Annotated in this window: 24 protein-coding genes; 11 read left to right on the top strand and 13 right to left on the bottom strand. The window is 47.0% G+C overall.

What is annotated here, in order from left to right; all coding sequences use genetic code 11:
• The first annotated feature begins 125 nt into the window (after positions 1-125).
• The 4 genes from LGS26_RS05915 (at position 126) to LGS26_RS05900 (ending at position 4,734) form a co-directional block, all read left to right on the top strand.
• Positions 126-623 (top strand): DUF2934 domain-containing protein, encoded by a 498-nt coding sequence (locus LGS26_RS05915; protein ID WP_237887862.1) that lies wholly within the window; start codon positions 126-128, stop codon positions 621-623.
• A 5-nt stretch (positions 624-628) separates the two neighbouring features.
• Positions 629-2,374: a YcaO-like family protein gene (locus LGS26_RS05910; RefSeq protein WP_237887860.1), complete on the top strand. Its 1,746-nt coding sequence runs from the start codon at positions 629-631 to the stop codon at positions 2,372-2,374.
• Between the two features lie 237 nt (positions 2,375-2,611).
• A complete protein-coding gene (locus tag LGS26_RS05905) occupies positions 2,612-2,932 on the top strand; it encodes a TusE/DsrC/DsvC family sulfur relay protein (RefSeq protein WP_237887858.1) in 321 nt (106 codons plus the stop codon).
• Positions 2,933-3,120: 188 nt separating this feature from the next.
• Entirely contained in the window at positions 3,121-4,734 is a 1,614-nt protein-coding gene (locus LGS26_RS05900; protein WP_237887856.1) for a hypothetical protein, read from the top strand.
• 54 nt (positions 4,735-4,788) lie between these two features.
• Here LGS26_RS05900 and LGS26_RS05895 read toward each other — a convergent pair whose 3' ends face one another.
• From LGS26_RS05895 to LGS26_RS05885, 3 genes are read right to left on the bottom strand one after another with little or no spacing between them, the layout of a single operon-like run.
• Positions 4,789-5,559: an ATP-grasp domain-containing protein gene (locus LGS26_RS05895; RefSeq protein WP_237887854.1), complete on the bottom strand. Its 771-nt coding sequence runs from the start codon at positions 5,557-5,559 to the stop codon at positions 4,789-4,791.
• Positions 5,556-5,858: a hypothetical protein gene (locus LGS26_RS05890; RefSeq protein WP_237887852.1), complete on the bottom strand. Its 303-nt coding sequence runs from the start codon at positions 5,856-5,858 to the stop codon at positions 5,556-5,558. Before LGS26_RS05890 ends, LGS26_RS05895 begins: the two co-directional genes overlap by 4 nt.
• 37 nt (positions 5,859-5,895) lie before the next feature.
• Positions 5,896-6,363 carry a YbhB/YbcL family Raf kinase inhibitor-like protein gene (locus tag LGS26_RS05885; protein WP_237887850.1) on the bottom strand — a complete coding sequence of 156 codons (468 nt, stop codon included), beginning with the start codon at positions 6,361-6,363 and terminating at the stop codon, positions 5,896-5,898.
• Between the two features lie 307 nt (positions 6,364-6,670).
• Between LGS26_RS05885 and LGS26_RS05880 the strand changes: the two genes are divergently transcribed.
• The 3 genes from LGS26_RS05880 to LGS26_RS05870 all read left to right on the top strand — a co-directional run bounded on the left by LGS26_RS05880 (position 6,671) and on the right by LGS26_RS05870 (position 9,691).
• On the top strand, positions 6,671-8,353 hold the full coding sequence (locus LGS26_RS05880; RefSeq protein ID WP_237887848.1) for a phosphoheptose isomerase: 1,683 nt from the start codon (positions 6,671-6,673) through the stop codon (positions 8,351-8,353).
• A 14-nt stretch (positions 8,354-8,367) separates the two neighbouring features.
• Positions 8,368-9,363, top strand: coding sequence for a potassium channel family protein (locus LGS26_RS05875; protein WP_237887846.1), 996 nt, complete (start codon positions 8,368-8,370; stop codon positions 9,361-9,363).
• An 88-nt stretch (positions 9,364-9,451) separates the two neighbouring features.
• Positions 9,452-9,691 (top strand): YgaP family membrane protein, encoded by a 240-nt coding sequence (locus LGS26_RS05870; protein WP_237887844.1) that lies wholly within the window; start codon positions 9,452-9,454, stop codon positions 9,689-9,691.
• Here the strand turns inward: LGS26_RS05870 and LGS26_RS05865 are convergent.
• The 3 genes from LGS26_RS05865 to LGS26_RS05855 all read right to left on the bottom strand — a co-directional run bounded on the left by LGS26_RS05865 (position 9,688) and on the right by LGS26_RS05855 (position 13,074).
• Positions 9,688-10,278, bottom strand: coding sequence for a 5-formyltetrahydrofolate cyclo-ligase (locus tag LGS26_RS05865; RefSeq protein WP_237887843.1), 591 nt, complete (start codon positions 10,276-10,278; stop codon positions 9,688-9,690). The two genes, LGS26_RS05870 and LGS26_RS05865, sit on opposite strands and share 4 nt — an antisense overlap.
• Before the next feature lie 28 nt (positions 10,279-10,306).
• Entirely contained in the window at positions 10,307-10,795 is a 489-nt protein-coding gene (locus LGS26_RS05860; RefSeq protein ID WP_237887841.1) for a hypothetical protein, read from the bottom strand.
• 914 nt (positions 10,796-11,709) lie between these two features.
• Positions 11,710-13,074, bottom strand: a complete 1,365-nt coding sequence (locus tag LGS26_RS05855) for a sigma-54-dependent transcriptional regulator (protein ID WP_237887839.1) — start codon at positions 13,072-13,074, stop codon at positions 11,710-11,712.
• A 43-nt stretch (positions 13,075-13,117) separates the two neighbouring features.
• On the opposite strand from LGS26_RS05855, the gene LGS26_RS05850 reads away from it, so the two are divergent.
• Entirely contained in the window at positions 13,118-14,194 is a 1,077-nt protein-coding gene (locus LGS26_RS05850; RefSeq protein ID WP_237887837.1) for a diacylglycerol/lipid kinase family protein, read from the top strand.
• Between the two features lie 72 nt (positions 14,195-14,266).
• Positions 14,267-14,665 carry a PilZ domain-containing protein gene (locus LGS26_RS05845; protein ID WP_237887835.1) on the top strand — a complete coding sequence of 133 codons (399 nt, stop codon included), beginning with the start codon at positions 14,267-14,269 and terminating at the stop codon, positions 14,663-14,665.
• A gap of 37 nt (positions 14,666-14,702) precedes the next feature.
• Here LGS26_RS05845 and pyk read toward each other — a convergent pair whose 3' ends face one another.
• From pyk to LGS26_RS05810, 7 genes are read right to left on the bottom strand one after another with little or no spacing between them, the layout of a single operon-like run.
• A complete protein-coding gene (pyk, locus tag LGS26_RS05840; RefSeq protein ID WP_237887833.1) occupies positions 14,703-16,145 on the bottom strand; it encodes a pyruvate kinase in 1,443 nt (480 codons plus the stop codon).
• On the bottom strand, positions 16,142-16,873 hold the full coding sequence (locus LGS26_RS05835) for a lysophospholipid acyltransferase family protein (protein WP_237887832.1): 732 nt from the start codon (positions 16,871-16,873) through the stop codon (positions 16,142-16,144). Before LGS26_RS05835 ends, pyk begins: the two co-directional genes overlap by 4 nt.
• Positions 16,874-16,890: 17 nt before the next feature.
• Positions 16,891-17,268, bottom strand: coding sequence for a NifB/NifX family molybdenum-iron cluster-binding protein (locus LGS26_RS05830; RefSeq protein ID WP_237887830.1), 378 nt, complete (start codon positions 17,266-17,268; stop codon positions 16,891-16,893).
• 23 nt (positions 17,269-17,291) lie between these two features.
• Entirely contained in the window at positions 17,292-18,173 is an 882-nt protein-coding gene (locus LGS26_RS05825) for an Mrp/NBP35 family ATP-binding protein (RefSeq protein ID WP_237887828.1), read from the bottom strand.
• Positions 18,174-18,201: 28 nt separating this feature from the next.
• Positions 18,202-19,068 (bottom strand): ATP-binding protein, encoded by an 867-nt coding sequence (locus LGS26_RS05820; protein WP_237887826.1) that lies wholly within the window; start codon positions 19,066-19,068, stop codon positions 18,202-18,204.
• Positions 19,065-19,919 carry an ATP-binding protein gene (locus tag LGS26_RS05815; RefSeq protein WP_237887824.1) on the bottom strand — a complete coding sequence of 285 codons (855 nt, stop codon included), beginning with the start codon at positions 19,917-19,919 and terminating at the stop codon, positions 19,065-19,067. The genes LGS26_RS05820 and LGS26_RS05815 overlap by 4 nt, the downstream gene beginning before the upstream one ends.
• A 3-nt stretch (positions 19,920-19,922) precedes the next feature.
• On the bottom strand, positions 19,923-20,519 hold the full coding sequence (locus LGS26_RS05810; protein WP_237887822.1) for a NifB/NifX family molybdenum-iron cluster-binding protein: 597 nt from the start codon (positions 20,517-20,519) through the stop codon (positions 19,923-19,925).
• A gap of 227 nt (positions 20,520-20,746) precedes the next feature.
• On the opposite strand from LGS26_RS05810, the gene LGS26_RS05805 reads away from it, so the two are divergent.
• Positions 20,747-20,998, top strand: coding sequence for a sulfurtransferase TusA family protein (locus LGS26_RS05805; RefSeq protein WP_237887820.1), 252 nt, complete (start codon positions 20,747-20,749; stop codon positions 20,996-20,998).
• A gap of 28 nt (positions 20,999-21,026) precedes the next feature.
• Positions 21,027-21,437: a hydrogenase iron-sulfur subunit gene (locus LGS26_RS05800; protein ID WP_237887818.1), complete on the top strand. Its 411-nt coding sequence runs from the start codon at positions 21,027-21,029 to the stop codon at positions 21,435-21,437.
• The last annotated feature ends 3 nt before the right edge of the window (positions 21,438-21,440 follow it).

The following is a 21,440-nucleotide window of genomic DNA, read 5'->3' as shown; positions in this document are numbered from 1 at the left end:
CGACGACATACAAACAGGATGAGGACCTTGGTTGATTTCTTGTAATTTGACAAAAGATACGAAATGATACACACATTAACTAGTGAATTCTTCACATTTTTGACCCACCAAGGAGGATCCAAAAAATGGCACCCAAAAAGACACGGATCATCAAGGGCGAATGGCAGAGTTTCATAAGGGATTTCAACAGACAGAATCAGTTCCGCTTGGCTACATTTGTATTGGGAGAAAATACGATAATAGGGGGACAGGGAGCAGTTTTTGTCGGTCTTTCCTATGAGCCTAAGGCCAACAAGATGGAAGTCTATTTTGGTGGACAGGATGCAGCGCATCCTCTAAACCTTGCACATACAATAAATGGCCCGCGGGCTGTCTATCTTGTCAATGATTATGAAGCCGACAATCCGGTCATAGGCCTCAACATCCAGGGCGCGCCTGGATCACGGACAGCATATCTTGCATTTGCAGAAAACAGTCCCGGGGAAGGTAGGCGACACTGGACATCATGCATCGCCTACCATATATACGAAAACCGCGGAATGGCCTGTGGTCTCGACCAACAAGACTGGTACGAGGCTGAATCCGTCATTGAAGACGTGTCACGCCGCTTTCTGAAAGGATAAGACGCATGTTTAAAGACAGTTTTAAGGCATCAGGCGCCGACATAGACAAGGCCATCGCCCCCGGCGATACTGTTGCATGGGCACGAAGTCGCCTCGAGGCCTTTGATACCCAGATACTCAAGACGGCCGAACGCATAGACAAAGGGCGGCTAGGCATACCTGTATATATCAGCCGATACACCCCTCAAGCAAGCCGCATCACTGGCACTCAAAAACAGATGGGCAAGGGTGCGACGCCGGAACAGGCTGAGGCAAGCGCTGTGATGGAACTCGTAGAAAGATTTAGCATCTTTAGTTTTGTAAAAGACGGTACGAGATCCAATCAAGGGAAATTTACAGATATCTTTGCAGATATCGCCATTGATTGGGATGAGTTCGAATTGCTGCCCATAGATGAGATGCTCATGGCCGCTGGCCTCAAAAATGAATCAAGGTGCCCAGAGGCCTTGGCGTGGCTTGTATCCACAGCGATGTCTTTCAAATGGACAAAGGCCTTGCGCCCCCATGATGGAAAGGGATTTCTGCTGCCGTGGTCATGGTTCTGGCCCATCAACGAATATAACGGTTCAGCCGCTGGAAATTCACTGGAAGAGGCGGCTGTGCAGGCAATATGCGAGGTAGTGGAGCGCCACGTGTGCTCAATAATAAGCAGGGACAAGCTCGAAACCCCTACGATCGATCCAGGGAGCCTTCAAAATCCAGTTGCAAGGGAATTGGTAAGGAAATTCAGAGAGACGGGCATTCATCTGATCCTTAAAGACTTTTCTCTAGGTCTCGGCATCCCGACCGTAGGAGCCATTGCATGGGATCCGTCCACATTTCCGAGAAGAAGCGAGATTGTTTATACAGCAGGGACATCGACCAGCCCGGAACGGGCGGCCATAAGAGCGATAACTGAAATAGCCCAGTTGGCCGGCGATTTTGATACAGAGGGAAGATATGTTGAAAGCGGCCTCCCGAAATTCTCAGTCCTTGAAGAGGCGGATTACATCTTAAGGGCGCAATCGATCACGCCAATAAACGCCCTTCCTGACTGCAGCTCGAAAAATTTCAAGACTGAGATAGAAAACGCTGCACTTGCCCTTAGAAAGGCAGGGATGAACACATACCTCATAGATGTAACGCACCCCGATCTAGGCATACCGGCAGTATATGCGATAATCCCCGGCAACCATTTTAGAGACAGGACTATTAAGATAGATCCTGTCTTTCATTGCGCTCGCCTCGCCACTTTACAAGAAGACCATGCCGAAGGGCTATCCGTGCTGCACAAAATTGATCACATCTCCTCGAAAGGGCGCTATGAAGTAGCATTTTATATAGGGCATCTTCTGGAACGGAGTGGCAGATACGATGATGCACTACACTGGTATGACGAGGCCATTAGCCGCGGCCCTGACCCTGATGAACTCGCCAGCATCCATTGCCACAAAGGTTTCTGTCTCAAAGAAAAAGGGGAGTTTGAGATGGCAGCGGTCGAGCTCGAACGCTCAAAAGGACTGAACCCTGAACTCAAAGAGACCTACAATCTCCTTGGTTATTGTTTTTATCGTATGGGTGATTATATAAAGGCCATCGAGGCCTTTGAACAAGCCATCGCCATTGACCCTGGCTCGGCTATAGATTATGCAAATATAGGCAGGAATCTCCACCTTCTCGGCATGAAAAAAATGGCTGCTTTGTGGTATGAGGCAGCCTTGGAGCTTGACCCAGATATCGTATGGGCAAGAGAACAACTCTCAACAATCTAAACCTGCAGTCCTCCGTCTATTAAATGTAAGACAATTTTTTGAATTATTATTCAATTTTTTACATTAATTTTTATAGTTGCATTTCACAACTATCTGTAATTAAGAAATAAAATTTGATATAAATTAATGCAAAAAAGCACAAGTCTGGCTTGACAAACATTTTTTACTATAGTATGAAGCAAATTGAAAAAACTTAAGACGTATTAAATGTATCAATAATCTCATAAGGAGGACCGCATGGCAACAATAGAGTACAAAGGAAAGACGTTTGAAGTCGATGAAGACGGCTTTCTAGCTAAGGGCATGGAGGAATGGTGCAACGAATGGGTTGATTACGTCAAAGAACAAGAGGGTATATCAGAACTTACAGACGAACACTGGAAGATGATAAATATCCTTCAAGATTACTACAAGAAAAACGGGATTGCTCCGATGGTGAGGATTCTTTCAAAGACGACCGGATTCCCCCTTAAGAAGATATATGAGCTCTTCCCGTCAGGACCTGGCAAGGGAGCTTGTAAAATGGCAGGACTGCCTAAACCGACCGGGTGCGTATAAGTTTATTTTTAAGCCCTTGTTTTTATTTCCTCCTCAAAAGCCCTTGCCTAAAGGCAAGGGCTTTTCTATCATATTTTTTATCTTATCTCAATACAAAATTAACTATGCACCCAGGATACGCACCAACCAATAGACCACGACCAGGCCTGGCATGTCGCCCAGCGATCTCATCTATCACGATCTTATCGTTGGCCCTAGCCATAATCCAAGGCCTTTGTCAATCCTCTTTTGCTGCGGCATATCAGGGGCCCCTGGCTATATATTCTGAAGTCGCCAAAGACTTTGCCCCCATCGCCGCCATGGTTATGAATGTCACAGGCGACCTCGCCACAATAGATAGAGGCAGGGCGCAAGGTATAACCACCGGCGATATCTTTATAGTTTATAACAAAGGAATTGCAATAAAAGATCATGAAAACAATGGAAAAATCATTGGCTACCTGAAACAACCAGCCGCCTTGTTGGAAGTAGTGCATCTAGAGGAGCAAAAGGCAGATTGTCATATAATATCTGGAAAAACACTGATCAGCCCGGGGCTACCCGCTACGCGATACAGCGATATCACCGCAGCCTGCGTAATTGGAAACAGCTCAAAATCGACGCAGAATAGTTGCGAGACACTAATCCAAACCCTTCCTAACCTGATATGGCTCCCTTCGTCCAGTGTCCCATCAGAGATATTGGACGCCAAATCTATGGAAACACTAGGCATAAAGATACTTTTTTCTTTTGAGGCAGATGATCTAAAGGTTTATGGGCCTGGATTCAAACTTCTGCACCAATATCCTCTCGGAAAAGGCAGGTGGGAAACATCCGAACAAAAGACAGCCGAAAAAACCAATGCGGTTGTACAGAATGTCACCTCTTCAAACCCTCAGATACATATAGACCTTGCAAACGCCGTAACTGTAGGCCGTCTTCCTGAAGGCGCATTACAAACGGATATACTTGACCTAAACGGGGATGGAAAGCTGGAGATGATCTACCTTGTACCGTCTGGGCTTTACATCTGCCCCTTTAGGCAACAAGGTCCGACGGCGTCGTATAGATTCTACGGCCCAGGGCGTCTAGTAAGCTTTTCCGCCATGCCTGGCGAAGGGTGGCTCACCCTCAATATAATTATGGATAATGCAGGGATGAAATCTGTCCTGCTTTCCTACAAAGAGGGGAGGCTTATCGAGGTCCAAGACGGGATAAATCTGTGGATGGCGTTCTTGAACATGGGAGGCAATTCAAAAACGCCGTCAATGGTCGGACAAAGTTTTGATCAGGATACATTGTTCGGACAGAGGTTCTATTTACTTAAACCCGATCAAAGAGGCATACTATACGCCGACACATTGAAATTCCCGGCTCAATTTTCAATATTGGGCGCATATTGGGCCGATCTTAGCAGAGATGGCGAACAAAAACTCATAGCAGCTGACATCTTTGGCAGACTTTCGATCTACAACAGCCTGGGTCAATCTATCTGGTCCACAGCCGAACCCGTAATGCAACCGATCGCCAGACAAGGCATCTTGAAGGCCTGTTTGGTCTCAAACCCAAACGATCCAAGACTATCGTGCCTGCTGTTCGCTGGACGCGACTCCACTGACAATGGTGAAGCAATGGAAGACAGGATAATGATGCTATCATGGCAAGACGGCAGATATGTCCTGCAAGCAATAAGTCAACCCCTTGGAGGCCGCATATCTGGCATTTCAAACGTAAACGGGCAGCTTCTGATCTGTATCGTCAGAAACAATCCCAAAAAACCAGGAAACCACGAAAGTATCCTTTACGCAGTAAAGGTAAAGTAAAGGGAAGTAAGAGGGCGTCCAACCACCTCTATTAAAAATGATACGCGCTTTATTTCAAGGCCCTTGGTCTACAAAGGCCACTTCAAGCGCTGCTATGCGCTCATGATATTCTTTAGTTGAGATCTTGGCGCCTTTCAGCCCGCCTCTAAGATTTATTTCAGATAAAAAAACGCCCGCCGGAGATATCATAAGATCAATATGCGCATAAGGGAATTTTCCTCTGTCCATCACCCTTCTACACAGCGACAACTCCTCGTCAGTAAGCCTGTATTCGCCACTGACCCCCCCAAAATACAGGTTGTTCCGCAGCGTGTAAGGATTCCGCCGCCAATATGCCTCAACATAATCTCCTATAATCACTACACGGACATCTGTAACAGACTCAACAAAAGGCTGAACAACAAATGGATATCCCAAAGAACCAAAACACGCCTGGTTATATACATCCTCGATGGAAGACCATATATGTATACCAAGGCCGCAATTCAGACGATTCTGCTTAGTAACTACGCTTTTTACACCTTGTTTTCCATAAAAAGTAATACCTTGGACCAAATCATGGCGATCTCTGGCCACAAAGGTATGTGGAACCATCCATTCCTTGAATATCATAGCCTGAAGACACTTTGACCTGCTTAATTGCTGGGCGAGGGCCGAAGGAAACAAGATGACGCCGCGCTCAACCAGATCAAGAAACAAGACCTCTTCTGTTGGTTTTATATTCAGGAGACCTATGACCTTGTCACCGTAACCGAGCACGGCCATGTGTTCCCTGAAAGAGCGGTTGTCTGTAATCACAAGCGGGGAACGTGCGGCGACATTCAAAAGAGCATCTCCATGAACCTGCTATGGAATTGGCTCATATCCGTCTGGCACTCCCCACAATACAACTTCACCTCACCCAGAATCCTTGATTCATCGCTCTGTGGGGTAAAACTGCCGTCAGGATTTTGTGTATAGCGGGTGGTAAGCATTACATCTTCGGCTATTTCATAAAAATGCCTGTCATTCCCGCATGTCGGACAGACGATGCGCCGGTTGTAATAAGAAAATGCATCGAGACATATATAGCCGACCGCCTTGCCTGATTTAATCTTGCCCTTACTTTTTTCTATCGTCGTCATGTATTAAACTCTCATTGTGATTTAAATATTATTGTGGTCATCGACCGAAATAACCAGTTATTGAAGCCTGGCCTATTATATGTGTCTTTATCGCCTTCATAAATGCATCAAGCGTTGTGTCGTCCGGTAGATCGAGGCGATCCAAATCAAGTGCATATACAGTAAAAACATATGGATGAGCGCCTGTACCGGCAGGGGGTTGTGGGCCGCCGTAACCAAGATCGCCGAATGAATTCCTTAGCTCCCTTGCACCTGGCGGCATGGCCTTACGCGATGCCCCCTCCGTGAGCCCGCTGCAATCCTTCGGTATATTGATCACAAGCCAATGTACCCATCTCCTTGCGACAGGATGTATATCCACAACAGATAGCGCTATGGATCTCGTCCCGCGCGGAAGGTCTGCCCAGGATATAGGCGGCGAGACGTTCTTTCCGCCAACGCGCGGCCTCGTATAGACCACCGGGATGCTTGAACCGTCGGGAAACGCCTCAGAATGTACGTACATCTTCACCTCCTCGGCCTTCGGGATAGCGACATTAATCAACAAAATCAACCAAGTAAAGACAAAGATATTCTTTTTTATCTGGATATTTTTCATAATTATAATAATATAACTTTTAAAATAAAAATCCAGTAGATAGCCTATTGAAACTTGCAGATTATTAAAGTATTTCTATTGATCAAAATTAATCCCAAATTGAGCAGGTAATCATAAAAAAACGACCGGAGATTTTGCTCGATACCGACAACGACTGTCGAGCAAAAAGGCATTCTTAGAGACATCTTAAGAAGATACTAAATAAGGATAAACAGTGTTTTACCGCCCATCTTATATAAACGAGGAAGAAAAAAACGCCATTTTAAAAAGGCTTTGGGAGAAAGACCCATCCCTATGGTCAAAAGATGAAACCGCCCAGATCCTGATCAAGAAACGTCTTGGCTGGCTGGATGTCTTGCCTGACATGAAGCAGGCGAGGACGGAGATCATCGATTTTGTCAAGATGCTCCATGATATGGATATAAAAAGGGTAGTAGTCCTTGGAATGGGTGGCTCGAGCCTCGTCTCAATAGTATTGAGGGATGTCTTCGGCCCGGCAGAAGGCTATCCGATATTAGATGTCCTTGACACCACCGATCCAGATGAAATAAGAAAGATTGCTGATAAAAATAAACCAGGCAAGGTATTCTTTTTAGTTGCAAGTAAATCAGGCACTACCTTGGAACCGAATGCCCTTTTCAACTATTTCTGGTCCATGCTGGAAGCTGATCTTCCAAACACCGGGAGATACTTTGCGGCCATTACAGACCCAGGGACGCCTCTTGAAAGTCTTGCTGCAGAAAAGGGATTTCTAAAGATATTTTTAAACAGATCCGATATAGGGGGGAGATATTCGGCCCTTTCTTATTTCGGTCTTGTGCCGGCTGCCATCTTAGGTCTTGATCTTGACAAGATATTCAACCAGGCAGAAAAGATGATAAACGACTGCGGCCGGTCCGTTCCATGGATCAAAAATCCCGCTTGTATGCTCGGCGAATTTCTAGCCGAATACGCCTTACAAAACAGGGATAAGCTCACTATCTTCGCCGACCCAAAGATCAGACCTATGGCACTCTGGCTGGAGCAACTGATCGCTGAGAGCACAGGCAAAGAGACAAGGGGCATAGTACCGATAATCGGAGAGACGACCGGAATACCTGGATTTTACGGCGGAGAGCGCTCCTTCATCTACATAAGACTGAAGGAAACGCCCGATAAAGAACGACTGGATGAGTTCTTTTCAGAAATCAAAAAGGCCCAATTCCCCGTATATGAACTTTCACTGAATAATGTCTATGAAGTTTGGGGGCACTTTTTTCTTTGGGAAATGGCCGTTGCAATCGCATCCCATTTTCTGGACGTCAATGCATTCGACGAACCCGACGTCAAATCGACAAAGGAAAAGGCACGGGCTGTGCTTGACCGCTATAAGGCCGAAGGCAAGATGCCCGTAAGTTTCTGGATCGACCAGCAGAGTCAGTTTAACTTCAGACTTTCCAATATGCTGGCAAGCTCCATGAAAGGCCTGTCAAGGGCACTGCGTGATATATTCCAAGTTCTGCCTTCGTGGGGCTATCTGGCATTTCTGCCCTATCTTCCCTATGACAAAGATGTTGAAGAAATTATAGGTGAGATGAGGCACATCGCAAGACAAGAACGCAGTTGCGCTACAACCTTGGGTTTTGGTCCCAGATATCTACACTCTACCGGACAGATACACAAGGGAGGGCCTATGAGCGCTGCATTTTTGATCTTCACAAGGAAAAGAGCTGGAGATTATCCTGTAATCCCTGGACTCGACGTATCCTTCTGGCATGTCGAGTTGGCCCAAGCCGTGGGGGATTTTGAGGCCTTGTCTGAGGCCAGGCGCAGGGCAATACATATACACCTGCCAAGCGATTATATACTTGGCCTTAAAAGCTTCAGCAAACTCTTCTCAAGGGCAGCCCGTCTATAGGACAGCAGGACCTCATGCAGGGTGAGCGCAGGGTTTTATTCATATTTCTGCTCATTATCGCCCTTATACTATTCGGCACATTCGGATATATGATTGTCGAGGGATGGAGCGCCCTTGACGCCCTTTATATGACCATAATCTCCATTTCTACAGTAGGTTATGGTGAAGTAAGGCCGCTTTCATCAGCTGGCCGCATCTTTACAATGACCTTGATAACCATGGGCGTAGGGTTATTTTTTTATGCAGTAACCGCCCTTGCGGAAACTATGCTCGAAGGACATCTAAAAGGATTGTGGGAGAAAAGAAAGATGGAAAAGACCATCTCGCGCTTGTCTCAGCATTTTATAGTCTGTGGCTACGGGAGGATCGGAAGGTCCATTTCAGACATGATCTCAAAAGAAGGTCATACGGTAGTAGTTATTGAAAATGACCCCGAGGCCTTGAGAAATACACAAAAGGCCGGGTTTTTGTATATTGAAGGCGACGCCACCCAAGATGAGTACCTCATAAAGGCGGGCATAGAAAAGGCAAGGGGTATCATATGCGTCCTCAAATCCGACGCCGACAACGTCTATATTACACTTACTTCAAGACTTTTAAACCCTGGCCTCTTGATCGTTGCAAGGGCCAGCGACTCAAGGGCTGAGAAGAGAATGGCCCAGGCCGGGGCCAATAAGGTTATATCGCCCTATGAGATAGGTGCAAGACGCATGGCGCTTTCTGTCTTGAAACCCACGGTGATAGAGTTTCTGGACCTGGCGGTCCACTCATCGGACCTTGGCATATCCATCGAGCAGATAGTGGTAAACGCCGGATCTGCGGTCGATGGCGTTACCATTAGAGACATAGGCCTTAGACAAAAAACTGGTGTAACCGTACTCGCCGTACAAAAACTGGCCGACAGCATGATACTTGGACCTGACCCGGATTATATCTTAAAGGCAGGCGATATTGTAATAGCCCTTGGGAGTGAAAAGGGGCTGAATGAGCTAAGGACACTGGTCAGCTGACCCAATGTTACATATCAGCCTTACAAATCTTATATTATATGCTAGCGACTAGGCTGTTGGGTATTTTAAAAAACAAAAAGGAGGATCTATGTATCTTGCACATACCGACAGATGGTATCTTGAACGTATCCTATGGCTCATAGCAGGAAGCGTGGTATTGACAGGCACGATCCTGGGGATCGTTGTCCACCCTTATTGGTTCGCCCTGCCTATACTAGTGGGCATAAATCTGCTTATTTTTGCATTCTCAGGCTTTTGCCCAATGGCGGTATTGCTCCATAAAATGGGCGTAAAATCCATCACTGAAACACGAGGCGTGAGGAACTAGCCCAATCTCCCGCATCTTATAACCTCATTTTCAGTGACAATAAGGTCCATCTTTTGATCGTGAGGCGCAAGAGGCATCTCCTTCACCAGCTGCAATTGAAATGCAAGACCTATACGTAGGGCGCAAAGGGCCTCTTGCGCTAAAAAACGATCATAATACCCGCCTCCATATCCATACCTACCACAACGCCTGTCAAATACACTGCCCGGAACGATAATGATATCCAGGAGTCCGGGCCGAACGGCCTCGGCCCTTGAAGGATCAGGCGCCAGTATTCCATAGCTGCCCGGCCCGAGATCACGTTCCCAATTCCTTATCAGAAATGGTATTATTCTCTTATTTTTAATATCGGTAAACGGCACAGCCACAGCAAGCCCTTTGGCCAATCTTTCCTTTATGAGGCCGTGGGTTGCCACCTCGCTTCTGAATGAAACGTAAATAAAGGGCAGCGCTGCGTCTCTATAATCTGGAATCGAGTCAAGAACCTCTGCAATCCGTCCGCTTTTTCTGAATATGACATCCGGTGAAAGGCCATCTCTTTTGGAAAGGATGGACTTTTTGAGACTAAGGTGTGCGAGATCAGACATCGGGCTCTCTCTTTTTCTTATAATTCAACTACTTTGAAGGCGTTGGATAAAATATGCGCAGACATGACGATTCGCCCACCCCTTTTGCACACCAAACAGGCCGGCACTCTTTATCTCTCAGGATGTACACTCGTCCTTTTGGGGTAAATTTTATCGATCTTGAAAGTAGATACACCGCTCCGTCTTCGCCAAAAAACTTCGATCCCCTTATCTCCACTGCATCGCCGTCTCTCGGCGAAAACCCTGTCTGCTTTATAAACCACATAGGGGCTATCAATACCCTAAATAGGCAATTCTTGGATTTGACAAGCATACACTCAAGCCCCATGACCTGTACAAAAGATGCGTTGACCACCTTGCCCTTGATCGTAATCTCGGTATTTTCATCATAACCTATCTCTTGGAACCCATGCGCGATCAGGCGTGTCGAAATAAACAAGAAAAACACGACGCAAAATATACAAAAACACATCGCGCCGTGGGCTGGCAGATGATCAACCTCGCCCTGTTTTTTCATTCTCCAGCCTCCAACCTTAGATCAAATACACAGAATAAGCACACAATAATTATATATATGCAGGGGTCGTGCCGGATAAGGCGCCCAAGGACCATTTCATCTTTCCTTTAAATACAGATAAATACAGATCCTGCCATATCAAGTCAATAGCGCGATTATTGGTCATCTATTCGCCAGCATCATCGAGAATGTACAAAAAGAAAGGCCTCCTGACCAAGATCAGGAAGCCTTTCCGGAGAGGAGGGTTGGGAGGGTTAGGGAATTCATCTCTCTTGTCTTTATTTATATTGCATGCAATCTATATACCATTTTAAGGACTATCACTTATTAGACTAGGCCAACACAACAAACAGATATCTATTATCCTGAAATGCCTGAAGATATATAACTTCACGTCTTTCAAATTGGCCATGGCGGGCCCTATTTTATAAATGCAATTTTTGCATATAAATCTCTGCATTTTTTGCACTTCAACCAAAAAAGAAAGGCCTCCTGACCAAGATCAGGAAGCCTTTCCGGAGAGGAGGGTTGGGAGGGTTAGGGAATTCATCTCTCTTGTCTTTATTTATATTGCATGCAATCTATATACCATTTGAAGGACTATCACTTATTAGACTAGGCCAACACAACAAACAGATATCTATTATCCTGAAATGCCTGAAGATATATAACTTCACGTCTTTCAAATTGGCCATGGCGGGCCCTATTTTATAAATGCAATTTTTGCATATAAATCTCTGCATTTTTTGCACTTCAACCAAAAAAGAAAGGCCTCCTGACCAAGATCAGGAAGCCTTTCCGGAGAGGAGGGTTGGGAGGGTTAGGGAATTCATCTCTCTCTTGCTCTTGAGAAAATTGAAGCAATATTTGTGCCACAATTAAAAAGATGGGACCCCATAATCTGAGCAAGGCGATTACGTCTCTATTTGATACTGCTTTAATTTGTATTGCAAGGTTCTTAAGGATATGCCTAATATCTCGGCAGCCTTCCGCCTATGTCCCCCTGTCTCTTTCAAAGCCTCTTCTATGGCATCTTTCTCGAGCTCTTCCAGACTTTTAAGCCTTCTCGGCCCTGGCTGCAGGGAGGTATCGCCTTTGTCTATTTTTGGTTTTGGTTCAGGCCAAAGGACAGCGGGCAATAAGAGTTCCAGACCTTGATTTAAGATGATGGCTCTTTCGAGTACATTATGCAATTCCCTTATATTACCCGGCCAACTATAAGATTGCAGCCTCTTTATCGACTCTTCAGTGAGTTTAACAGGCTTAACCCCGACCTTTGCCGATATGGTCTGTATCATATAGCCAGCAATGGTCGGCATGGCCCTGATCCTCTGTCTTAAGGGAGGAAGGGCTATGGGAAACACATTCAGGCGGTAATAGAGGTCTTCCCTAAAACGTCTTTCCTTGATATTTAATAAAAGGTCCTGGTTTGTAGCCGCTATAACCCGAGCCGTAGTCGTCAAGGTGGTAACCCCCCCTACCCTTTCAAAGGACCTCTCCTGAAGGACCCTTAAAAGTTTAGATTGGAGACCAATAGGCATCTCACCTATCTCGTCCAAGAAGATAGTACCTTCCTGCGCCAATTCAAATTTGCCTTGTTTGGTCTTTATTGCACCAGTAAAGGCACCTCGTTCATGACCAAAAAGTTCTGATTCGATAAGGGTCTCTGGGATCGCAGCGCAATTTAACTCCACAAAAGGCCCTTTCCTCTCGCTGAGACTATGTATAGCCTTAGCTATAAGGCTCTTTCCCGTGCCACTTTCACCCAAAAGAAGCACAGTCACCCCAGTCTTTGCCACCTGTTTTATTTCATCCCAAATCCGTTCCATGCCAGCAAAAAGGACATCCGCTGGCGGAAGCCCATCGGAGAGCTGATTTTGCCAAAGCCTATTCGCTGCAAGCAATGCCTGGCGTTCCAGTATCTTCGAGACCGCTATCCTCAACTCGTCCGGATCTTTCAGTGGTTTTATAAGATAATCTTGCGCACCTTCCTTCATAGCCTGAACAGCGTTTTCTACCGTTGCAAACGCTGTAAGAAGGATAAAATCTATCTCTGGTCTCTTTTCTTTCACCTTTCTCATGAGTTCGATGCCATTCATATCCGGCATCTTTAGGTCGGTTATCACTATATTCGGCGAAAATTCTTCCATTACATCAAGCGCTTCCCTGCCGCTTTCGGCGGTTTTAACCCTATAGCCAGGCTGTTGTAATATCCTGCTAATGAGTATCGTGATAGCGTGCTCATCATCAACCACCAGTATTCTTATCTCGGGTTCCATAAAAGACTTTCTTTCCTTGAGCCGTCCATATAATATAAAAACTATGGACTATTTATTTTTAATAAATCCGGTCGCCGGATCAGGGCTAGGCGCCAGGATCGCCGATGAGATTGAAGGCGGGGTCCAGTGCCCGAGTTTTTCCATCCAAACGGTCTTTACAGACCCCAAACGCATCGAGAACCAAGTGCTTTCCCTTACCGGCAGCAAAAAACTTATTGTCATCGCAGGTGGAGACGGGACGGTCTCCACAGTAACCAGGATATTATCTAAATTAGTCAATCCTCCGCCTTTTGCAATCCTACCGCTAGGTACAGGAAATGATATCGCAAGAAGCCTTGGCTGGTGGGACGTATGGGATACAGGCGGACTACCGCTCTTTTTTACGGCCCTTGCAAACGGCAGAGTTGAACCGATCGACGTATGGTCATTGGGGCATGGCGATACCTTCCTTGGTTACATGGGCATCGGCCTTGACGCCTCCATAGTGCGCTCCTTCTACAAAATGCGCAGATATTTCAAGAACAGTGCCGCACCAAGCATCAGACAAAATAAGCTATTTTATCTCCTTGCAGGGATCAAAAGCATAATAAGAAATACGGTAAAAGGGTCTATCCCTGAACTAGATATCTCATTAACCGATCATACCGGGAAAAAGGACTCTTTTACATTAAAAGGAAATTTCAGTTTTATCCTCTCCAATATAGAATATTATGCTGGCGGAGGAAGGCTTTCCAAAGGCGCAGACCGCTCCGACGGTATCCTTAATATATATAAACTTGATGATATGTGCGAATATATAAAATTTCTGGCGAAGGGCAGATTTGCTCCCCTATCAGCCCAAATAAGGCCGATCACGGCCAAGCTTATAAATATCGCAGTAAAGACCCCCGTACAGATACAACTTGACGGCGAATGGGCAGGTGAAAAAAGACCTGGCGACGTGATCAGCGTTGAACTTGCAAGGGTCATCGCGGCCTTTTTGCCACCCAAGGATTTTTTTGCAAGGGCAAGGCTTGAAAAAATGTATAATAATGGACATTCTTTTAAAAAGAAATCCGTCTCGGCATATCCAAGACCGGCTACAATTAAAAGGGGCAAAATCAGATCAACCATTAAGTAACATGTCTAGCGAATACATAAAGACCACTAAAAAAATACCTTCTGGTCGGCAATGCGATACTAAGGAGACCATATGAACGAACGCCGTAAAACCCAGCGTCATCCGTTACACTTGCGCGTATATTTTCCGTCGCAAGACATCTTAGGTCATACCTCGAATATTTCCCTTTATGGATGTTTTGTAGAAACCGAGGTGCCCATCGACGAGGGAGAGGTCATGGATATGCTAATAGAATTGCCTGTGATCGGCCCAATACCCCTCAAGGGTTACATACAGCACAAAAACGGTGAGAAAACAGGCATCGGCATGCAATTTGTCCAAGTGCGATTCGCCCAAGAGGAATCGGAATATTTCAATATATATCAACAGTTCATTAAGCTGATGTCTCAGCTCGAAAAAATAAGGGAATCATATCTTGAGCTCGTTCAAAAAGGGGCTGTGAAACTCCATGCCATGCCTCAAAAAAAATAGACACCAAATGAAAACTCTATAGGCACTTACAAATCTGCTAGGTCCGCTCGAGATCCATGATCTCCATGCGATTTGTGCCGCCTGGATGCCAGATTGATGGCCCTTGCGTAAGAACAACAAGACCTTTTGTAACGCCCATCTGCAAAAACCATTTGCGACAATAGGCCCCCCAGCTTGATACATCCTCGGACACATGGACAGGATAAACGCCGCATGAAAATACGAGCCGCCGGCACGTCTTCTCGTCAAAACTGAGGGCTGCAATCCATACACTGGGTCTGAGACGCGCGACTCTCCGTGCAGTGGCCCCGCTGGCAGTCGGCGTGACGACTGCAATCGGCCTCAAACTCCTGACAGCTCCGCAGACGCCCTCGGCTATGATATCTTCTACGGATGTTGTCTCTTTTCCTGGGACCTGACTAACGGATATAGATAATGCCATATTATAAAAATCTGGCTCGTTTTCCGTCACCTCAGCGATCCTTGACATCATGGACACAGCCTCAACAGGATACCGCCCCATGGCGGATTCCTCGGACAACATCACACAATCAGTACCGTCAAGGATGGCGTTCGCCACATCGGTCACCTCAGCCCTGGTCGGGCGACTATTTTCCACCATGGACTCGAGCATTTGCGTGGCGGTTATAACAGGTCTGCAGAAAAGTCTGGCCTTGCGGATAATACGCTTCTGCACAGCAGCGACCTCTTCTATGGGGATCTCGACCCCGAGATCACCCCTTGCCACCATGATACCATCCGCAGCCTCAAGGATGGCGTCAATATGTTCAAGGGCCTCTCTCCGCTCTATCTTTGCTATTACAAACGGGTCATAGCCAATAGTCGATGCCGCATCTCTAAGGTATTTTATGTCCGTTTCGTCCCGTACAAAAGAGATGCTGACCGCATCAATCCCCTCATCCGCTGCAAAGGCGAGACACTTAAGATCATATTCAGTGACAGCCCTTACGCCAAGATCGATCCCAGGGAGATTTATACCCTTGTGCGACCTGAGCGTGCCGCCCACAACGACCCTGCATTGGACGTCACCTCTATCAATCCCCTCCACTTCAAGCTGAATGAACCCATCGTTCAGATAGACCTTATCTCCTTTGCGTACAGCCTTTGAAAGACCATCAAAACTCACAGGGATCCGATTGTCGTCCGCGCCTTCCTGTACATCACCCACGAACAAAACGATACGTTTCCCGTAATCAAGCTCTAAAGGCTCTTTCTTAAGCCTTCCAACACGCATCTTTGGGCCGGGGAGATCAGCAAGGATGGCCACCTTCTTGCCGACCGCATCAGCCGCCCATCTGACGTTGGAGACAACCATTCTGTGACTGTCAAAATCGCCGTGGGCCAAGTTAAGCCTGGCCACATCCATACCTGCCCTGGCCATCCGCTCAAGCACATCCGGCCCGCTTGAAACAGGACCGATAGTGCACACGATCTTCGTCTTATGCGAAGGAAAAATCATGATTGCACCCTTGGATCAGACCGGTTTAGGTTGCCGAGCATGGCGTTTATTGCATCCCATACCTCTTTTGTCAGATCGTCTCTTGAACCTTTAGGGTCAATAGGCCTACCTATGGATACAGAGATGATCCCCCCCGGCCTTATCATTAGACTACCCTTGGGAAGCACCTTATGGCTGCCACTTATCGCCACAGGAACTATTGGACAACCCGATTCTATGGCCACCTTTATACCACCTGTCTTGAAAGGTTGAAGACGGCCGTCACTACTCCTCGTCCCCTCCGGAAAGACAACGATCGACGTGCCTTCCCTGATCCTTTTGGCCGCATCTCTCAGGCCCAAGACCGCAGTCTTGCCGCCCGATCTATCTATCGGTATATAGCCGGCCATACGCATGGCCTGACCGAAAAGCGGGATCTTAAAAAGCTCTTTCTTTACCAAGAACCGAAACTGTACGCACAAGGCAAGGTATAAGACAGGTATATCAAGCTGGCTTGCATGATTAGATGCAAAGACTACAGGCCTGCCCAACGGGATATTTTCAGATCCTGTGACATTTAGCCTCAACCCCGCCACTATAAAAAGCAACTTTGACCAGAACCTTCCCAGATTATGACCATAATCCCCTGTCCCTGTAAGTAGAGAGAGCAATATGGCTATTGAACCCAGCAATACATAGCTGCTCACGGCAAATATCAAGAAAAATACAGCCCTTATCTTGTGAAACATAACCAAGTGCCATCTCTCTAGTGTCCGCCGCAACTATGACCGTGCTCATGGCCATGACTGTGGCCTGCGCATGTAGATCCGGCCACCCCCTTGAGCCTCCCGGAAAGCAATGCCTTCACCGCCTCACTCGGCTCCATGGGTTGAACGCCTGCTATGACATTTATACCGGACGCCGTAAGTATCTCCACTGCCCTTGCCCCAATGCCGCCACAGATAAGATGAGTTACCCCTTGTTCATGGAGCCATCTTGGTATAACACCAGGTTCATGAGGAGGCGGTGCGAGCATGGCAATCACCCCTGGCTGGCCGTCTTTTACATCTACAAAAGCGAATTTTGGTGCATGGCCGAAGTGGCCCGCTGTCATTTGACCATCTATAGGCATGGCGATCTTCATTTGTCCCTCCTTCATCCATGATATCATTGTCGCCCAGAGGCCTGTCTGGCCTTCTTTTCCGCCCGTAGCGCCTGCGTTGCATTTATTGTATTCCTTATAATTTGTTCAAAGGCTTCTGACGTATGGCTGTTTGGATATGCAGCCACAAGCGGTCTTCCAGCATCACCGGTGGTCACTATCCTTGGGTCAACAGGGATACGCCCAAGAAACGTTATGCCGAGCTCTTCAGCAAGCTTTTCACCACCGCCCTTTTTGAAGACATCCACCGCCTTCCCACAGTGCGGGCAGATCATACCGCTCATATTCTCAACAATCCCCAGAATAGGCATATTTACGTGTCTGCAAAAGCTTATTGACTTCCTGACGTCAAGCAGAGAGACCTCCTGCGGGGTGGTGACGACCACCGCAAAGGCATCTGGTATCATCTGTGCAATGGTCATTGGCTCGTCTCCAGTGCCTGGGGGTGCGTCTATCACAAGGTAATCAAGATCTCCCCATTCGATGTCATAGATGAACTGCCTGATGGCCGACATCTTCAGGGGCCCGCGCCACATGACAGCCGAGTCTTTTTCTGGCAGGAGCGGTTCAACCGACATAAATTGGAGATTGGGCGAGTAAAACACCGGCCCCACCGTCCCGTCAGATCTCCGTTTAAGCTCACCCCTTTCAAGGCCGAGCATCTTCGGGACATTTGGACCATGCAGATCGACATCCAAAAGACCCACATAAAAATTCTCAAGGGAGAGACCGAGCGCCAGATTTACGGCCACGGTGCTCTTGCCGACCCCGCCCTTGCCGCTCATGACCATTATCTTGTTTTCAATCCTGTCAAGCTTCTGCTTTATCATCTGGTCCTGTTGGTCAAGAACAGGATTCGCCCTGACATTTTGTTGTGTTGCTTCCACAGCTCTTTCCTCCAATCATTCATTATGGTTAATCAAGCAAGATCGTCAATCCGTTGAAGAGCCGCCTTATTGAATCGGCTATCGGCCCTCTATCGTACCCTACAATCGGCCTTCTCGCTATAATGCTTTTTACGGCCTCACGGTCGAAAGGCAGCCTGCTTATCACTCGAACACCTTTCTTCAAACATATTCCCTCTATTTGAGCGGAGATCTCTGGATTTATATCCCATTTATTTATACACGCACACGATAAAAGCTTAAAGTGTCTTGCAAGATCGATAACTCGCTCAAGGTCATGAAGACCGGAAAGCGTCGGCTCTGTGACCACGAGCACAGCGTCTGCATTTGAAAGGGACGAGATTACAGGACATCCGATCCCTGGCGGACCGTCGATCAGAATGAAATCCGAGCCGATATCTTCGGCGATCTGCCTTGCCTTTTGCTTCACAAGGCTTACAAGCTTCCCTGAATTTTCCTCACCTATACCAAGCCTAGCGTGTACCATTGGACCGTAAGGGGTATCGGAGACATACCATTCACCGCAGGTATTTTCTCTGAGCGACATGGCTGATTCGGGACAGAAATGGACACAGACCCCGCAACCCTCGCATAAAAATTCATCTATTTTTGCAATCTTCTGGATCTCTATGGCGTCAAAACGGCAAAGCCCGGCACATGTACCGCAGGCCGTGCATCTCTTTTCATCTACAACCGGCCTCACCCCTGCCTTGAAATCGTATGTTTCGATAACCTTGGTGGCAAGTATAAGGTGTAGATCAGCGGCATCCACATCACAATCAGCCAAGACCTTATTTTCCATCAACACTGCTAGACCGCCAACGATTGTAGTCTTGCCTGTGCCGCCTTTGCCGCTTATTACGACTATCTCCTTCATACACAAAGCCTTCTCAACAAACCATCAAACACAGGTTTGAGATCGGGACAGGTCGTTATAAGCGGCTCACCCCTTGAATATCCCTCTATAATCCGACGGTCAAATGGTATCTTCATATGGATTGGTATCCCCTGCGTCTGGCACCAATCCTCCACTTGATCATCACCTATATCGGATCTGTTTATAATCACACCAAATGGCTGATTGAGCCTTTTCAATACACCAACTGCAAGCTTGAGATCATTTAAACCAAAGGGCGTTGGTTCTGTGACAAGGATGGTATACTGAGCACCGCGGACTGCCGTTATGACAGGGCATGAGGTCCCTGGCGGGGCGTCTATTATTACGACACACCTCTTCTTGCCTTCGGCCTCCTCCTTATAGGCCTTACCATGTGCCCTCACCGCCTTTATAAGCGGCGGGGCCATGGCCTCTCCTATCTTCAAAGTGCCACTGACAAAGACAACATCACTCGCCCTTCCCTTTTCGATCACACCTATCTCGCGCCTGCCTTCGATTATGGCTTTTTGGGGGCACACGAGGAAACAGCCGCCGCAGGAATGACACATTTCAGGGAATGTCATGATATTTTTCCCAAATACGGTTATTGCGTTGAATCGACAGATATCTCTGCATTTTCCACAATAATCACACCTTCCTAGATCGACGACCGGCACAGACAAATCTACCAGCAGCCTCTCTTCTATTAGCGGCCTTAAAAAGATATGGCAGTTCGGCTCCTCGACGTCACAATCAGCGAGCACTGATACGCCTTCAGCGCACAGTGCCAAACTGACCGCCACAGTGGTTTTGCCAGTCCCGCCCTTTCCGCTTGCAACGGCGATCTCCATCGGCTAAACGCCTTTTGGAAAGAAAACACCGCGTCTTCGGCCACTGATCATACCGATACCCCTATCCACACCCCTCAGACAGGAAAAGTCCCGTCTTCGGGCCCTAATGCCGATGCCCCTCCCTAAGCCGAGGCACCCACCCATAAAACGATCGACCGCAATGCCCATGCCTGTCATGAAGGCCCTACAACGGCCTCTGCCGCCACCCATACCTCTACCCATAGCCATACCTGCACCTCCAAAATGCCCTGGATTATCAGGGCCGCTTGACTCTTGATAATCACCTTTCAAAAAACCATCTAACGCCTCGCCCACAGTACCTGATACCCCGGAAATGATCTTTACGCCCGCAGCCCTAAGCACATCAAAGGCCTTGGGGCCCATTCTACCGGTAAGGACCACCTCTACCCCCTCATTCACTATACGGCTTGCGGTATTTATCCCGGCACCCTGGGCCGCATTCTGCGATCCCCTGTTGTCTATGACCTTGAGCATCTTTCTGGAAGATGCGTCGATTATAAGCAGATAATCCGCCCTTCCAAATCTTGGATCGATCATGGCACTCATATCCTGTCCTTTTGCACTGACTGCAACCTTCATCGTCCTTCTCCTTATATTTTATAATAATGAGCAAAAGTTAAATTATAATATGCTATTTGTCAATAATATTTTTGAGCATAAGATCCTAACTAAAAAATTAGATTTTAATAATTTTTTAGTTATTTCAATAAATTAATACCAAATAATAAAATAATGATTCATAAAAATGATTGACAATCATCTATCTTACATATATAAAGATTTAAAAAAAATATGGAGAAATAAAGATGGCCACGGATCTTAAAAATTTAAAGGCAGACAAGACGATCGATGCAAGAGGCACGGCTTGCCCCGGTCCTTTGCTGGCAGCAAAACGTGAAATAGCTTCGGTGCCGGTGGGCGGAATCATGGAGGTGCTCTCTTCTGATGAAGGCACTAACGACGACCTGCCGCTCTGGGCAGACAAGGTAGGACATGAATTCTTGGGCACGCTTGAAGAAGCGGGTTATTGGAGGCTATTTGTAAAGAGAAAAAAATAGATACTACTTTACTTAAGGTTATAATCTTATGTACGACGATAAGGGCGGTCCAAAGATATTGGTGTTTTCCACCAACAGCATCTCCGATCTTGGGATAGACCTTGCTGGGGCATCGCACATGGACTATCCGGCGTCAGTGGTGTCGATCTCTGTGCCGTGCTCCAGTGGAATAAGACCTGAATGGGTGATCTATGCCTTAAAAGAAGGCTTCGATGGTGTGTTCATAGCCGCTGACGGTACTGACTGCCCATATCTTACCGATTGCACAGACAGAACGGCCGAGATCGTGAAAAATGCGCAGGAGATGTTAAGGGCCGATGGGCTCGATCCAAGGCGGCTTAAAATGGCTGCAATATGCTCGGTCTGTTCCGAGTCATTTGTGAGTCACATAAAAAAATTCCACAAGGCACTTGGCGAAATGGATCAAGCAAAGACATAAAGA

The organism is Dissulfurimicrobium hydrothermale (genome assembly GCF_022026155.1).
GTDB lineage: Bacteria > Desulfobacterota > Dissulfuribacteria > Dissulfuribacterales > Sh68 > Dissulfurimicrobium > Dissulfurimicrobium hydrothermale.
The sequence above is the reverse complement of the archived record's forward strand: the minus strand, read 5'-3'. Positions and strand labels throughout refer to the sequence as shown.